The sequence below is a fragment of the Ochrobactrum sp. P6BSIII genome, assembly GCF_014138065.1.
Taxonomy (GTDB): Bacteria; Pseudomonadota; Alphaproteobacteria; order Rhizobiales; family Rhizobiaceae; genus Brucella.
Window position 1 is genome coordinate 15,686 of sequence record NZ_JACGXB010000014.1, and the last position, 13,092, is coordinate 28,777.

Sequence of the window (13,092 nt, forward strand, 5' to 3'; positions counted from 1 at the left end):
ATGTCCAAGGCTGACTGACCATCATCCGTGGTTTCTCTTCCATCATCTTCTCCTTCACTTCGGCACTTCAATCAACTGAAACGACGCATCGGGAAACTTGCCATCGCCAATTTCCCACGTCTTCGGCATCAACCGCATGTTCATCACCGGTTTTTTGAAGCGGACCGTCGCGCCGACCGTGATGTAAGACGGTAGAAACGGCTCGGTCTTCACCTGCACGCTCGTGCTGGCTGCTGTGGCATCAGCAACAACGCGAGCGATGAAGTTGTAGTCACCGACGGTTAAACCGACCAAATCGCCGTTCATCAGCTTCAAGCCGACTGCGACGCCATTCAAAGTGAGCGTGTTGCCGTTGATCGCAGCCAGCGTCGCGGTGCCGGTGATTGCCGGGTTATTCGCGTCACCCCAGTAAGCTTGTGGGATGCAAACATGCTTCGGTGTGTAGTGCACCGTCACTTGACCGCCCCGGCATCGATCGATAAACGCCTCGAGCAGATTGCGCTTGGCGTTCGTCAGCGCTGTAATCTTTGCGGTCCACGTCCAAAACGGATCGCCGTTCTCAATCGCAGAAATCGCCCGATCTCCGTATTGAGACATGGAAACCGGGCGATTCAGGATCGGGAAAGTCGGCTGATATCGCAGGCCAGTCGGAAGAAGTTCAGCCATTACCTTGCTAGCCCCCTTGAATTGACTTGCCTTAGATCGCGTGCCGTTCGCATTGCGCCCGTTTTATCGAAGGCGGTAAGCCCCTGTTTCACGTTCCGCTGTGAAATGCGTTCGACTTCGGCCTGCCAATTGCCATCGCGATCCATGTAGACGCGAACATCGGCAATGCCGGATTGAGCTTGCTGCGTTGCAGCAGATGAGCGCAGGATCGGCATGGATGGGGCGCGCAAAGGTGAGCCGCCATCCTTCAGTCCAATGACGCCGCCGCTGTTGATGGCTTCAAGCAAGCCGCGGTTGCGCTTAGTGGCAGCTGCATTCACGACGAATTCCTCATCGCTCAGCATCGCCGGGATTTTGTCGCCACGCGGCCCGCCAGGACCGCGAACGATTCCCCCGCCAGCGCGCTTCACCGGTCCACCATTCTTACGGAATATGCCGCCCAGAGCGCCGAATAGATTGAAGCCGCCCTTGTCGGTATCGAAGATGTTCGCGAGGCCGATTTCAATCAGCTTATCCGCGATCTTCCCGAGCGCGTTAGCAAAGGTTTCTGCTGCGCTGGCGCCATTGATAAGATCGTTAGCTATGCCGCTGACCATATCCTTTTGGAAAGCCGCCATATCTTTGGCACTTTCCTTGATCCGGTTTTGTGCCTCGGCCAACTTGGCCGCTTCTGCGCTAGCTAACGCCCACTGATCTGCCGCAGCAGCGATTTGTGCTCGCAGTTCAGGTGTGAGCGCGACACCTGCCTTTTGAGCCGCATTGAGCAATTCCTGCTCAGTACGGGCCTTTTCCATGGCATAGCCATAGTCGTTGATCAGCGGATTGATCTGGCGTTGCGCTTCGGTCTCGGCGACAAGTGCAGCAGTGCGGTCGGTGATACGTCGAATATCGCTGTCGAACCGCTCAGCGGACGTCTTCTTCGTGCGGCCCTTCTTCTTGTCGTCTGGTGTAGTCGCGATGCCGCCGCCGTAGCCCGATGGCGTTGAGGCGAGGATCTGCTGAGCTTTCTTCTGTTGGTCTTCTAATACGCCAACTGCGCTTGCCAGCGCGATAGCGTCATTTCCCGCGGTCTCAGCGGCATATCTAAGAGGCTCAAACCTCATCCCAGTCGCATGGAGGAAGGATTGATCCCGCATGAGGGCCGCATCTGCATTTGCGCTTGCCTGCGCATAGGCTGCTTTGGCTGCTTCAAGCTGTAAGCTGATCTGCTTGACCAATTCAGTCTGGTATTGTCGCGAAGCTGAAGCCGCACTTTCCAGCGCAACCTTGTTTTCACCAACCGCATCACTGAATGATTTTGCGGTCCGGTCGCCGGACGACATATTGTTATAGAGCAGGTAAACCGCCCCTGCCGCAGCACCTGCTAACAGGCCGATTGGCCCAAGCGATGCACTGAAGGCGGCAACTACACTCGTACCTGTACGAAGTGCGGTCAGGAATGAGCCTAAAGCAACAACGGCCTGGCCAAGTCCGACTACTACGCCAGCGATCGCCCGCCCCGTGAACGCGGTAATCAGCACGGTCGCAAAGACTGCGACGACGTCGGCTATTTCTTTGAAGTTGTCAGCAACATACTGCAGCGCCTGAACCAGTTGCCTACTCGCGCCAGCTGACTTATCGGCATTGCCGATATAAGCGGTAAACTCGTTATTAATCTGCGTGAAGGCGTCGGCAATGGTCGCGTTGGTGGCCTTGAACTGAGCCTCAATACCCTTTTGCGCATTCAGGATAGCCTTGAACACGCGATCGGACGTCAGTTTCCCATCGGCGCCAAGCTGCTTCAAGCCTGCGATCGTGGTCTTAAACTCGTCAGCAATTGCCTTCGCAATGACCGGAGCGTTTTCACGCAACGACCGGAGTTCATCGCCCTGCAACACGCCAGAACCCAAAGCTTGCCCGAGCTGGAGAATGCCAGCAGCTTGTTCCTGTGCGGACGCACCGCCAGCCTTAAAGGCTTTCGAGACAAGCGACGTTGCCAAAGCAATCTCGTCTTCCGACTTGGCTACGGCGGAGGCCGATCTGATCAGCCGAGCATATAGGTCAGTATAGGCTTCGAGACTTGTCCGAGCTTCGTTCGCACAGCCCTTCAACTCATTCAGCGAACGTGCGCCAACACCAGCTGCCGTCGCTGACGAACGAATGAGGTTTCCAGCCTGCGTCCAAGCATCCGCATATTGCATCAACTCGCGCGTGCCCAATGCGGCAGTAATGCCGGTTAGGGGAGCAGCGAGGTCTTGCATCGTGCCCTTGCCGATGTTTCCAAGCGCCGCATTTATGCGCTGCACACTTGCGTTTGCTGACTTCTCCATCTGGTCCATCTGGCGGGTGAATTGACCACGTTGCCGATTAATCGCGTTCTCCAAGCGCTTGAAATCGGCCGAAAATTGAATGACAAGGGATTCAAGGTTAGTGGCCATGGTGGGGCACCTATGTAAATAGAACAGAGATTTAATGGTTTGGGCTGGCTAGGAATCGCGTTCCTATTCGCCGGCCCTCTGGTGTCCGCGTATGGCTATTGGGATTTGCTCGCGACGGTCGCGAAGAACGTGCAATTCGGCGGCTATTACAATCAAAGTGTGGTCATGCCGTATGCGCTACTGACCCTTGGCGGTATCGCGTCACTGGCATCGCTGCCGCTGATTATCATCGGTCGTGACTTCGAAGGATTTGCCACGGGAGTCGACGGCGCCAAATCTGGCTCTCGCGTGAAGGAGCCGACGTTTTAGCAAAAGGATCTGCCATGCACCCGGACTTAGAATCTCTTTGCTCCGATGTAGATGAGATCGTTGCAATTTTGCGCGCCCATAATGTTCAGGGCTGGGCAAGAGCGCTCGAAAAAGGCGCTTCAGAAATCAGACTTTCTGACTTTCACGGCGTGATACGCATCCTGCACTGTTATGGCGGCATGGGAACGCTCAACGACATCATCATATATGAGCAAAATGGTAGATTGTTCGATGCTCTTAGAACCCAAATCTATCACAAAGCTGAAGCTATCCGAGCGGAAGAAAATATAATTGCGCGTGCAGGTTTTAACCCATTAACGTAGAAAATAGTCCAAGGAGGGGGATAAATGAAAGTCATCGTCACTATTTGCGCGATCACGCTGACTATAACCGGTTGCGCCAGCAGTAAGGCATCTGACCCTGCAAACAAAGAACTGAGATGCCAGCAACTGCTTAGCCGGGCCAACATCCCAAGATTGCTGGAAGCGGAGCGCGCTCAGGCTCAGGCCGAGGCAACGCAGCTGGGTTGCTCCTAGCAGCCCAGCTTACCCCTCGCTCACCCACTCCCAAAGCTCGTCTTTTTCCTTCTGGCTTAAACCGCCATCGTCGGTCGAGTTAGCTTTGACGTAACCGTCAACGGCAGCCATGAACTGCCACATGGACATGCGTCTTACTTCTTGCGGCGTGAAGCCGAGCGCCGCACCATTGCCGTAGACCGCGGCAAATCTGACTTTTCCGTTGGGGAGACTGTCAAGTTGCTCTCCGTCTGATTTGCCGCCGCTGGCTCCCCCACCGGCTCTTCCGGTACGCCTTGAATGCCAGCCTGCAGGATGATGGTGGCGAAGACGATATTTTCGGCAGGTGGGCGCTTTTCGATGTAGGTTCGCACGAGTTTCGTGGCCGCCGTTGGCTCCAGACCGCCACCAATCAGTCCCTGCCGGATAACATGGGCAATATCGCCAACACGACATTGTTTAGTGAAAAGCCGATCCAGAATGACCCAAGGACCAGCGTCGCAAGCTTCCTGCAACGCTTCCAATTCGCCCCAACCAAGGCGGAAGGTATAAGTACCATCCGCCCAGTCGAGTTCAACTTTCGCGTCTCTGCTCATTATGGAGCCGTCGGAGTCGAGGTGCGGACCATCTCGCCGTCGGATTGCATAGAAACGTTGTTTGTCGCGCGTTCGCCGTTGTTGCCGCCAATTTCGAGACTTTCGACGTGCATTCTTCCCGTGTAAGTGTACGTCGTGGCGGGAAACTCGAGATCAAGCTGGACAGGAACGCTATCAATCGATTCCGCGGCATCAAGCCAATCTTCGACTGACTCTGCGGCCAATACGCCTTCTCCGTTCACCCCCATAGAAAGCGACACCGCGTCGCGACCAACCCAGTCGACCTTATCGGGGTCTTCACAATCTGGGATCGGAACTTCATTGAGGTTTTTAGTCAGACTGATAGAACGCTGCGTGAAACCGCAAGGTGCAGCGTAGGTGATTTCACCGCCAACACCCACTGTACCGATCTTGACGCGGACTTTGCCACCTTTGATCGTAGTTGCTTGAGCCATTGCGGCCCTCCATACGAAAACAGCCACCCAAGGGCGGCCTATAAACAGATTTTCGGGGTGATCGGCGCGGAGTGCCTTAGGGCTGCTCGATGATCGCCGTGTAACGGATCGACGCGTGGTTGATTGCGCCATCCTTGATGTAGTCAGTTCGCCAATATTCGAATGTCACGAGGGCGTTTGCTGTCAAAACAGGTTCCCACCCTCGTGTTGCGAGACGCACTGCGTTTGCGACGTCGCGCATCTGCTTTTTGGCTGGCTCAATCGACCAGACATCCAGCTGGAAAATGATATCGTCAGCGTAAATGCAATCGGCATCAGCCTGTTGAGCGCTCGACGTGCCAATACTGACGTATGGAAAGATTGAGGGCGAAACCTGCCCTTGGTCGTTCGTGGGAGGATTATCGTAACTGCGCTGGCCAATCAGGGCGACGAGCGCGGGAAAGTTGCGTAGGCGCTGAATGATGGCGCCCTGAAGCTCTAAAACCGGGTCCATTAGCGATCCGCCGCAATCTGTTTTGCCGCTTTTGTAATGGCACGAGATACGCGAGCTTTTGCGCTGCGCCGCCTCGCCCGCCACGAAACATAGAAGAACGGCTGCGCCTTGGCGCCCGGATTAAATGTGCCGGGATACATGCCGCCGTTCACGTGTGGTGCGCTGCCGAATTCGACCAGATGCGCGTAACGCACCTTGGAATTGCCGGCGTAGATCGTGATTGTCAGTTTGCCGTCATTCGACTTAACGCTGCCAATGCGCTGGCTGTATTTTGGAGCTGCGCCCCACGTCCACCCGATGCTTTCCATCAGCTCTCCGTCATCGACGGGGACCAGGTTTTGCATCATGTTGACGATTTCCTGCGCGCCTTGCTCCATTGCCGATCTAACGAGTTTTTCAGCTACTTCTGGGAACTTAGTTAGCTTGATCTGTAAACGGTCGAGACCTTTAATCTTAACCGCCATCAAGTTTCCTCGCCTTCAACAACGAGCAATTCCAGATAAGCGCCGCGCTCGTCCGGATTGACGACGGTCTTAATTCCGAAAACCCGGTTCGGTCGTTGCGCGCCTTGGATGTCGACTGTAACGCCAGCCCGAGCGTCGTATGCCCGCCACGATGCCGTTATCTGCCTTGCCGCAGTGCTACTGCGAATGGTCAGATTGTACGGCTGCATGGACTGCATTCGCGCTGCCATGACGCTTTCGGCATTACTGCCGTATCGCGGTTCCAGCCTTCCGGGCACGGTGAACTGGTCGATCCACTCACCGCGCGTGCCGCCCCACTCATCGCTTATTTGTTCGCGACGCTGAAACGTCAAACGGCAGTTCAGGCTGCCGGCACCTGCGCGCTTCGCCATGCTTCAGCCTCGTCTTTCGTGGGAGTTGGAAGCCGCTCGGCTTTGCCAGCGGCAATGGCGCGATTAGCGCAGGGCGTGGTTACAAGCCCGACGTAGCCTGCCGGATAGCGGATCGTCACAGCTGGTTTGGGGATGAAATCGTAAGTGGCTGTGAAGTGGAGCCAGGGCATGCGCGTTCCTTTGGCTGGCTTTTGATCTGCGCAATGACTATTTAAGGTCATTACTTGCCCCGTTCATCGAACTCATTGCGGAGAAGAATGAAGAGGACGTTCATACTGACCTTCGTGGCTCTGAACATATTATCTGCACCAGCGTCGGCTAATGACGCGCAACTGGTTGCAGATATGGCCGCCAAGTGCTGGACACTGCCGGAGGGAACAGACTATCAGCGAGCGTCTGCGACGTTCGAAGTTACCTACAACGCGGAAGGGCAGTTGACGCAAATCGTCACCGTTGAATACCAGCCCGTCCGAAGAGCGGGCGAACAGTTCGCAGTCAGCGCTCAAGAAGCGTTGAAACAGTGCGCCGGTGAAACGACCATCAAGTCAAAGACGGTACGCGTCGTCATGAGGTATGTTGCACCACAACCTAACGGACCGCTCATCATGAAGAAGCCGCTTCGGTAGTTTCAAACCCTCAACAGCCTATACGGATCAAGCAGCCAGCGCGCCGAACGGTTCTCGAACACCTCGGCAGTCGATTGTCGCTCGCGGTTCTCGTACAGATCACCCGCTATAAGCAGGACTGCCGCGTCCACTTCGGCTTCAGCGCCTGCAGGCACTGTGTCGCGGTTCATATAGCGCAACGCAGACCCTTGAGCGGCGGTTAAATATCCTTCAAGCTCCGCATCCTCATCAGCGAATTCAATTCGAAGATGTCGCTTTAACCGATCAAGATCCACCGCCACGGTCGAAGCCCTTCTTCTTAGCAGGCTCATCTGCGACACAGCCCAGCGTTCGCGCAACCTCGGCAATGCGACCAGTCACAGTATCGCCTACCTCAAACTGGCGTGGATAAACCTCGCCTTCAGGCACTGCCTTGAATGCCTTCGCAACACGCACTTCCATCAGCGCCTCCTGTATGAAGGGCGCCCGAAGGCGCCCTTGTATTGTTAAGCAGCTGCGATCTTGTGGTAACGCAGGGCCGTCGGATCAGTAACGCCACCGCCAACGCGCTTCGTGGTGTAAAACTGCACGAAAGGCTTGTTGGTGTACGGATCGCGAAGGATGCGAATACCCGTGCGGTCAACCACGAGATAACCGCGCTGGAAATCACCGAAGACAACCGGGATGGCGTCAGCGGCAATGTCCGGCATTGCAGCAAGTTCCGTGACTGGGAAGCCAAGGATCGTTGCAGGCTGGCCAGAAACCAGACCCGGCTGCCAGATGTAATTACCCTGACCGTCCTTCAGTTTACGGATAGCACCCTGCGTCTTGCGGTTCATAGTAAACCGCGCATTCGGCGTGCGCTCACTTGGCAGGTCGTAAACCAGATCAATGAGGCCGTCGGTCGTAAGGCCAGCTGCGTCACCGCTATTCACGGTCGGGATTGCGCCCCACGGATGCGAGGCCGCAGTCGTGTAGGTCAGCAAGCCTTTGGGCTTGTCAGTGCCGTTGCCGGAAACGAACGCGATGCCTTCCTGATAGGCGAACTCAGTCTCGACTTCACCGGCAAGCCAGTTTTCGAGATTGATTTCGGAATCATCCAGCAAGCGCTGCGTTGCTGCAGGATTGGCGTAGATTTCGCCGGTGTTGAACTTCACCTCGGCGAACTTTGCAGCCGGGGTTTCAGGACGCGCAGCGGATTCGCCTACCCAGCCAGACGCGGTAGCGCGGTCGTTGTAGAGCTTGGAGAAGCCGTTACCAGAAATCTGAATGACCGAAGCGATGCCACGCATCGGAGAAACGATCTTTAGCTTGTCGGTAATGGTGCGGTCCCATTCGGTCGGAGCCGTATAGCCGCCATCTTCTGGAACTGCGACGCTCATCGCGGCTTGTGGGTTGGCCTGAATGAATGCATCGATGCTCGCCTCGTCGCCCTTGCGGAAAAAGCGATTGAATGCCTTGGTATATTCGGCGTTCTTCGCTTCATCGCCAGGCTTGGACGCGCCTGCCGTCTGCAAAGCGGCGAGCTTCTGGGCCTGCTCGTCGAGGGCAGCCTGAAGATCGCTTACAGTGGCGTTGATGCGCTCGACCTTTTCGGTGCGAACTACATCCTCCGTGCCCTTCTTTACGTCATTGAGCGCTGCGCTGTGTTCTGACTTGAACGCTTCAAATGCGCGGCCCTGCGCTTCAATGAGCGCCTTGATTTCATCGGGTTCCATGTGGTTATCCCTTGGAAAGAATATTGGTTGTGCTGACAAGCGCGGCCATAATGCCGGTCATGTCTTTGGCTCTGGTCTTGCCAGCGTCGCGCGTGGCGTTCTCGGCGGCATCGCGCTCACCTCGAATTTCATGGAGCAGTTGTGTACGCGAACGGCGCGTCTCACCTGCGGCAGCTAGCGCTCGGTCAATCCGACGCATTGCTGCGATATGTGCGGGAAGTTCAGCCTTTGCGTCGGGCTTGCCAGTTCCAGCGCCCTTTTCGTCCGCAAAGCCCTTTTCAATTGCCTCATCGGCAGACAGCCAAGTGCCGTCCGACGCCTTTGACGGGCCATCCAACAGAGAAAGCACGACGTCTTGTGCCAGTCCGGTTCGGGCAGCGTAAATATCCGCCATCGAACTATCGAAGGACTGGAACAGCGTCGCGGCATCGGTGAAATCATGCGTGTTGCCGACGGCAAGCCCCCAGGCTCGGTGGATCATCATCATTGAGCCGGTCGACATGATCACCCTGTCGCCAGCCATCGCGATGATTGATGCCGCAGACGCCGCATAACCCATCACGTTGACAGTGACTTCGCCGGGATGGCTTGCGAGGAGATTGTAAATCGCCAATCCCTCGAACATGTCGCCGCCTGGCGAATTCACGTTCACTGTAACTGGGTTTTTCCCGATAGATCGAAGCGCAGCAGCGGCTCGCTTGGCCGTAAACCCGCCTCCGCTCCAATAATCCTCTCCGATCACGTCAAAGATCGAAAGTGTGTTCGGATCGTCAGCTTCTGCCGCTTGTGGAGCGCTCTCCCACCGCTCCAAGGCGGAGAGAGGCACATCCCACTGATACGACTTCGGTCGCGCAACGGCTGCAACCGGCGTTCTGTTAAGGCTCATTGCGTGTTCCTGAAGGAAGGCGGCCAGTTTCTGGCTGCGTCATTGGATTTTTGAGGCTGTCCGCGTCTGGATCGTCGCTCTGGCTCAAGCCCACATAATCGCGAGCTTCATTCTGGGACATCCACGGTCTGGAGCCACCCGAACCCAAGGCTTTCGCGAGGAATTCGGCCTGATCTTTAATCGAACCGCGAAGCAATTCGCGCTCATCGAAATCAGCCTGATACGATCGACGTTCTTCGCGGGTCAGAAGGCACCGAGAAACCGCCTGTTCCCAAGCGATGAACCACGGTGCCAGTCCATAACGAACGAAAAATTGGCCAAGGGTTTCAATGCCACTGCCCCATGACGTGTCATCCATCATCAGAAGAGGCCGCGGCACACCAAAAGCGCGCGCAACCTCTTCGATCTGGTGATTTCTTGTCTCGATCTGCTGGCTGTCTCTAGCCGTCTGCGAGAATGGCTCGGCCTTCATGCCTTCTTCAAGGATCAGCCACTTGTGCGCGTTTTCCGCGCCGGAGAACTTTTCCTTTAGGCTCGTATCGAGGTTTTCAAACTCGTCATCACCAAGTTTGCCGGGGTGCGTGAGCGCACCGCCGACCATCGTACCGTTCTTAAACAGACGAGCCGCGGCTTTCTCGGTCTGCATGGCAAGGCCGATAGCCTCTTTTGCCTGCTGGACACGGGAAAGGCCGATGACGCCATCGTCCGTCATGTCACGGAGGTGAAATACCTCCGACTGGGGCAGCTCGACATATCGACCGCCCTTCAAGACGACTTTGTAGATGACGGTCAGGTCGTCTTTCTGCTCGACGGTGACATTCGTCGGGTGCAAAGGCTGCAACGCAACCACGCGCCTACCGCTTCGAACAATACGGGCGTATGCATTGCCGTAGGTCAGTGCATGCGACTGCAGCTGTCGGCGGAATTCATACGCCGTCTGCCATTTATTCGGCTGCGTAAGAAGAACATCAAACAGAGAATGATCATCGGCTGGGTGAAGTCGCCCCTTCCCGTCCTTGTACATCAAGTAAAATGGCAGCATCCCGATGCTGCCTGAGATGAGGTCAACACAGCGAAAAACCGTTGTGTTGAACAGAGCAGCCTTTGGCGTTACCGCCATGCCGCTTGCGGTTTCTGCACCGCCGCCAATAAATGCGGCCAGCCTTGGATCATCCAAGCCGTCAAAATATTGCCAGTCAGCTCGCGGAGCTCGTTTCGGCGCGACCGAAGGCGCTGCCTCCGGTTTGGACCGGAACAGGTCTAAAATACCCATATCTTTCCTTGTTCCGATTAGCCGGCCATTCGGATGCCGCGTTTCTTGTAGACGGACTCTTTCGGCATAACCGCGCCGTCCATCGCCACACCAATCGCCATTGCCAGAGCGACGGCAGCGTCGATGCGCACCGATGCCTTCGTCTTTACGAACCACCGATTGTCTTGCGGGTCATGATCGAAGGTGGCACCCATCAGGGCAGTCATGAGCACCGGACTACGCCGCATACGAATGCGACCGTCGATAATCATGTCTTCGAGTGCCAGAACAGAACCCGGCATCCACAAACCTTGTGGCGGCGGTAAGCCAGCAGCTTTCGCCGCTTCTACCTTTGCAGGCTCAGGCCGAGCCCGAACCTTGCCGCCCTGTGGGTGTGCGACATGTTCAATGTCCAAACCCAACGCTTCGACTTCCTCGCGGAACTTGTCATAGGCGTAGCGGTCATAGGCGATGGCTTGAATGTCAAAGGCTTGATCGATTTGCTGGACCCGCGAGGCCACGAAGTCATATCTAATTCGCTTGCCGGGCGGAGCATTTAGCCAGCCCTGTTTTACCCAAAGCGCATATGGCGCCTTGTCAGCCTGTTCTCGCGCTTCCAGCGTATCAGCTGGCGTCCAGGCCTCTACCCACGCATCAAACGTCGGCAGATTGACAGTAGATCCGTCCTCACGGTCCATTTCCTTGAAGCCAGTGGGCACAACGCACGCAAGAACTGTCATGTCCTTGCTGCCGGACAGGTCGACGCCCATGAAAACCGGCTTGTCTACGTATTCGACTTCCGGGTCGAAGTCATCCATAACGCTTTCAACGGTCTCGCGTGGCATCCATGCCTTGTCTGCATCGGTCCAGCAGCAGAAATGCAGGCGCAAAATGCCGTTCAGCTTGCCCGGCATCTGCTTTGCCTGAGCTACAACACCGGCCAGATATTCCTGCGTCAGGATAACACCGAGAAGCGGGTTAGCCTTCTTCCAGCAAGTTTCGTCCTTGAGTGGATCGTCGCCCTTGTCCAGCGCGCAGACGTAGGAAAACGTCGTGTCGTCGATCACCTCGCCGACATAGGTAAAATCCTCGTCCGGCGTCTGCGTTCCCGCAGCTACCTTGACGGCATGCTCGTGCTCTTCCCAGCAAATGCTGTTTCGGTCGCTACCCGAGTTCGTAATCATCAACAACAGAGGCTGACGGCGAAACTTAAAGCCTCGCTCCAGCATTTCCATCGTCGATCGGTCAGGATGTTCGTGCACCTCGTCGCAAAGCGCAAAGTGCGGGCGCGGACCGGAGCCCGACTTGCCGGAATCCTTTGAAATCGGGCGAAAGAACGATTGTGACTTGTGATGTGCGATGTTGAATTCTCGACCGATACCGCCGCTGAATTTCAGCCGTTCGACCAGCGCGGGAGCGGCGCAAACCATCTTCACGGCATCCTGAAACAGAATGCCGGCCTGCTCTTTCTTGGCAGCCGCCGCATAAATCTGGGCGCCAGCTTCCTTATCTGCAATCAGACCGTAAAGACCGACACCGCCAGCAAACGGCGACTTACCGTTGCCCTTGCCTTCCTCGATGTAAGCACGGCGAAAGCGGCGCGATCCGTCGGCACGTTTCCAGCCGAACAGCGAACCAAGCTTGAAAGCCTGTGAGGCATGCAGCTTGAAGGGCTTACCTTCGAACTGACCTTCGGAAAGCTTTAGCCGCCCTTCAAAGAACCGAAACACGCGGTCGGCAGCATCGTCGTCCCAGTAAAGCCCGCGCTCATGGCAATGTTCGAGATCGTCAAAATGGCGGCGACAGGCATTGCGAACGTGAGGGCCGGCAACTTCTCTGCCATCAATGACAGCTTGCGCATAAGCGCTCACACGCTCAAGCGCAGGCATATCAGTCAAGCAGATCGTCCTTTTCTTCGCCCTCGTCAGGTGCCGCCACCTTGGAAGCATCAGCAGGCGTTGCGCCCATCTGGCCAAGCATCTGGCGAAGCAGATTCATCGCCTGTACGCCAACTTCCTGTCCGGCCATGATGCGACCCTGAATGGTGGATGCCATGCCGACCAGCGTGCGGTGCGATTCATTCAGCCACGGCAGCTCTTTCGCGAAAAGCTTCCAGGCTGACTTCGCCTTGATATCGGCGCTGTCCTTCAGCCACATGGGAGGAGCGCCAAGCGGGCCGTTTGCGGCTGGGTCTGTGCGGTTTTTGTACCGTCCGGCATGCGTTTTGTCTCGCCCCTCGACTTTGGCCTTGCCGAGGGGATTTCTCGGCTTTGCCATGGAATGAAATCCTTATGGGGTCATATTTTGAATTGGAGATGCATGCG

General features: G+C 56.2%; 19 protein-coding genes. 4 read left to right on the forward strand and 15 right to left on the reverse strand.

The window, feature by feature from the left end:
* Positions 1–54 precede the first annotated feature (54 nt).
* Entirely contained in the window at positions 55–666 is a 612-nt protein-coding gene (locus FHW00_RS18410) for a hypothetical protein (RefSeq protein ID WP_078339729.1), read from the reverse strand.
* On the reverse strand, positions 666–3,083 hold the full coding sequence (locus FHW00_RS18415; RefSeq protein ID WP_078339730.1) for a tape measure protein: 2,418 nt from the start codon (positions 3,081–3,083) through the stop codon (positions 666–668). The genes FHW00_RS18410 and FHW00_RS18415 overlap by 1 nt, the downstream gene beginning before the upstream one ends.
* A 39-nt stretch (positions 3,084–3,122) precedes the next feature.
* Here FHW00_RS18415 and FHW00_RS18420 point away from each other — a divergent pair, with 39 nt between their 5' ends.
* The 3 genes from FHW00_RS18420 to FHW00_RS18430 are packed head-to-tail and all read left to right on the forward strand — an operon-like array spanning position 3,123 to position 3,928.
* A complete protein-coding gene (locus FHW00_RS18420) occupies positions 3,123–3,392 on the forward strand; it encodes a hypothetical protein (protein WP_139364394.1) in 270 nt (89 codons plus the stop codon).
* 14 nt (positions 3,393–3,406) lie between these two features.
* A complete protein-coding gene (locus FHW00_RS18425; protein WP_078339732.1) occupies positions 3,407–3,715 on the forward strand; it encodes a DUF6966 domain-containing protein in 309 nt (102 codons plus the stop codon).
* 24 nt (positions 3,716–3,739) lie between these two features.
* Positions 3,740–3,928: a hypothetical protein gene (locus FHW00_RS18430; protein ID WP_078339733.1), complete on the forward strand. Its 189-nt coding sequence runs from the start codon at positions 3,740–3,742 to the stop codon at positions 3,926–3,928.
* A 134-nt stretch (positions 3,929–4,062) separates the two neighbouring features.
* Here the strand turns inward: FHW00_RS18430 and FHW00_RS18435 are convergent, their stop codons facing one another.
* From FHW00_RS18435 to FHW00_RS18460, 6 genes are all read right to left on the reverse strand, one after another.
* Entirely contained in the window at positions 4,063–4,503 is a 441-nt protein-coding gene (locus tag FHW00_RS18435) for a gene transfer agent family protein (RefSeq protein WP_078339734.1), read from the reverse strand.
* A complete protein-coding gene (locus FHW00_RS18440; RefSeq protein ID WP_078339735.1) occupies positions 4,503–4,958 on the reverse strand; it encodes a phage tail tube protein in 456 nt (151 codons plus the stop codon). Before FHW00_RS18440 ends, FHW00_RS18435 begins: the two co-directional genes overlap by 1 nt.
* 76 nt (positions 4,959–5,034) lie before the next feature.
* Complete coding sequence (locus FHW00_RS18445; RefSeq protein ID WP_078339736.1) at positions 5,035–5,451, reverse strand: DUF3168 domain-containing protein; 417 nt, start codon at positions 5,449–5,451, stop codon at positions 5,035–5,037.
* Positions 5,451–5,915 (reverse strand): HK97-gp10 family putative phage morphogenesis protein, encoded by a 465-nt coding sequence (locus FHW00_RS18450; protein ID WP_078339737.1) that lies wholly within the window; start codon positions 5,913–5,915, stop codon positions 5,451–5,453. The genes FHW00_RS18445 and FHW00_RS18450 overlap by 1 nt, the downstream gene beginning before the upstream one ends.
* A complete protein-coding gene (locus FHW00_RS18455; RefSeq protein ID WP_078339738.1) occupies positions 5,915–6,307 on the reverse strand; it encodes a head-tail adaptor protein in 393 nt (130 codons plus the stop codon). The genes FHW00_RS18450 and FHW00_RS18455 overlap by 1 nt, the downstream gene beginning before the upstream one ends.
* Positions 6,277–6,477: a hypothetical protein gene (locus tag FHW00_RS18460; RefSeq protein WP_078339739.1), complete on the reverse strand. Its 201-nt coding sequence runs from the start codon at positions 6,475–6,477 to the stop codon at positions 6,277–6,279. The genes FHW00_RS18455 and FHW00_RS18460 overlap by 31 nt, the downstream gene beginning before the upstream one ends.
* An 87-nt stretch (positions 6,478–6,564) precedes the next feature.
* Between FHW00_RS18460 and FHW00_RS18465 the strand changes: the two genes are divergently transcribed.
* The gene (locus FHW00_RS18465; RefSeq protein ID WP_078339740.1) at positions 6,565–6,933 is read left to right on the forward strand and encodes a hypothetical protein; all 369 of its coding nucleotides are present in this window, start codon (positions 6,565–6,567) and stop codon (positions 6,931–6,933) included.
* Between the two features lie 2 nt (positions 6,934–6,935).
* Here FHW00_RS18465 and FHW00_RS18470 read toward each other — a convergent pair whose 3' ends face one another.
* From FHW00_RS18470 to FHW00_RS18495, 7 genes are read right to left on the reverse strand one after another with little or no spacing between them, the layout of a single operon-like run.
* On the reverse strand, positions 6,936–7,214 hold the full coding sequence (locus FHW00_RS18470; protein ID WP_176168339.1) for a head-tail connector protein: 279 nt from the start codon (positions 7,212–7,214) through the stop codon (positions 6,936–6,938).
* On the reverse strand, positions 7,198–7,374 hold the full coding sequence (locus tag FHW00_RS18475) for a hypothetical protein (RefSeq protein WP_176168340.1): 177 nt from the start codon (positions 7,372–7,374) through the stop codon (positions 7,198–7,200). Before FHW00_RS18475 ends, FHW00_RS18470 begins: the two co-directional genes overlap by 17 nt.
* 44 nt (positions 7,375–7,418) lie before the next feature.
* On the reverse strand, positions 7,419–8,630 hold the full coding sequence (locus tag FHW00_RS18480; RefSeq protein ID WP_078339742.1) for a phage major capsid protein: 1,212 nt from the start codon (positions 8,628–8,630) through the stop codon (positions 7,419–7,421).
* Between the two features lie 4 nt (positions 8,631–8,634).
* Positions 8,635–9,516, reverse strand: coding sequence for a head maturation protease, ClpP-related (locus tag FHW00_RS18485; RefSeq protein WP_078339743.1), 882 nt, complete (start codon positions 9,514–9,516; stop codon positions 8,635–8,637).
* Positions 9,506–10,789, reverse strand: coding sequence for a phage portal protein (locus FHW00_RS24600; RefSeq protein ID WP_078339744.1), 1,284 nt, complete (start codon positions 10,787–10,789; stop codon positions 9,506–9,508). The genes FHW00_RS18485 and FHW00_RS24600 overlap by 11 nt, the downstream gene beginning before the upstream one ends.
* 17 nt (positions 10,790–10,806) lie before the next feature.
* Positions 10,807–12,657, reverse strand: coding sequence for a terminase large subunit (locus FHW00_RS18490; RefSeq protein WP_078339745.1), 1,851 nt, complete (start codon positions 12,655–12,657; stop codon positions 10,807–10,809).
* A 1-nt stretch (position 12,658) separates the two neighbouring features.
* Positions 12,659–13,045 (reverse strand): hypothetical protein, encoded by a 387-nt coding sequence (locus tag FHW00_RS18495; protein WP_078339746.1) that lies wholly within the window; start codon positions 13,043–13,045, stop codon positions 12,659–12,661.
* Positions 13,046–13,092 lie beyond the last annotated feature (47 nt).

Bases quoted from the DNA above. Each gene is read 5' to 3' on its own strand.
- FHW00_RS18410 (WP_078339729.1), bottom strand. From the start codon at position 666: ATGGCTGAACTTCTTCCGACTGGCCTGCGATATCAGCCGACTTTCCCG.
- FHW00_RS18415 (WP_078339730.1), bottom strand. From the start codon at position 3,083: ATGGCCACTAACCTTGAATCCCTTGTCATTCAATTTTCGGCCGATTTC.
- FHW00_RS18425 (WP_078339732.1), top strand. From the start codon at position 3,407: ATGCACCCGGACTTAGAATCTCTTTGCTCCGATGTAGATGAGATCGTT.
- FHW00_RS18430 (WP_078339733.1), top strand. From the start codon at position 3,740: ATGAAAGTCATCGTCACTATTTGCGCGATCACGCTGACTATAACCGGT.
- FHW00_RS18435 (WP_078339734.1), bottom strand. From the start codon at position 4,503: ATGAGCAGAGACGCGAAAGTTGAACTCGACTGGGCGGATGGTACTTAT.
- FHW00_RS18440 (WP_078339735.1), bottom strand. From the start codon at position 4,958: ATGGCTCAAGCAACTACGATCAAAGGTGGCAAAGTCCGCGTCAAGATC.
- FHW00_RS18445 (WP_078339736.1), bottom strand. From the start codon at position 5,451: ATGGACCCGGTTTTAGAGCTTCAGGGCGCCATCATTCAGCGCCTACGC.
- FHW00_RS18450 (WP_078339737.1), bottom strand. From the start codon at position 5,915: ATGGCGGTTAAGATTAAAGGTCTCGACCGTTTACAGATCAAGCTAACT.
- FHW00_RS18455 (WP_078339738.1), bottom strand. From the start codon at position 6,307: ATGGCGAAGCGCGCAGGTGCCGGCAGCCTGAACTGCCGTTTGACGTTT.
- FHW00_RS18460 (WP_078339739.1), bottom strand. From the start codon at position 6,477: ATGCCCTGGCTCCACTTCACAGCCACTTACGATTTCATCCCCAAACCA.
- FHW00_RS18465 (WP_078339740.1), top strand. From the start codon at position 6,565: ATGAAGAGGACGTTCATACTGACCTTCGTGGCTCTGAACATATTATCT.
- FHW00_RS18475 (WP_176168340.1), bottom strand. From the start codon at position 7,374: ATGGAAGTGCGTGTTGCGAAGGCATTCAAGGCAGTGCCTGAAGGCGAG.
- FHW00_RS18480 (WP_078339742.1), bottom strand. From the start codon at position 8,630: ATGGAACCCGATGAAATCAAGGCGCTCATTGAAGCGCAGGGCCGCGCA.
- FHW00_RS18485 (WP_078339743.1), bottom strand. From the start codon at position 9,516: ATGAGCCTTAACAGAACGCCGGTTGCAGCCGTTGCGCGACCGAAGTCG.
- FHW00_RS24600 (WP_078339744.1), bottom strand. From the start codon at position 10,789: ATGGGTATTTTAGACCTGTTCCGGTCCAAACCGGAGGCAGCGCCTTCG.
- FHW00_RS18490 (WP_078339745.1), bottom strand. From the start codon at position 12,657: ATGCCTGCGCTTGAGCGTGTGAGCGCTTATGCGCAAGCTGTCATTGAT.
- FHW00_RS18495 (WP_078339746.1), bottom strand. From the start codon at position 13,045: ATGGCAAAGCCGAGAAATCCCCTCGGCAAGGCCAAAGTCGAGGGGCGA.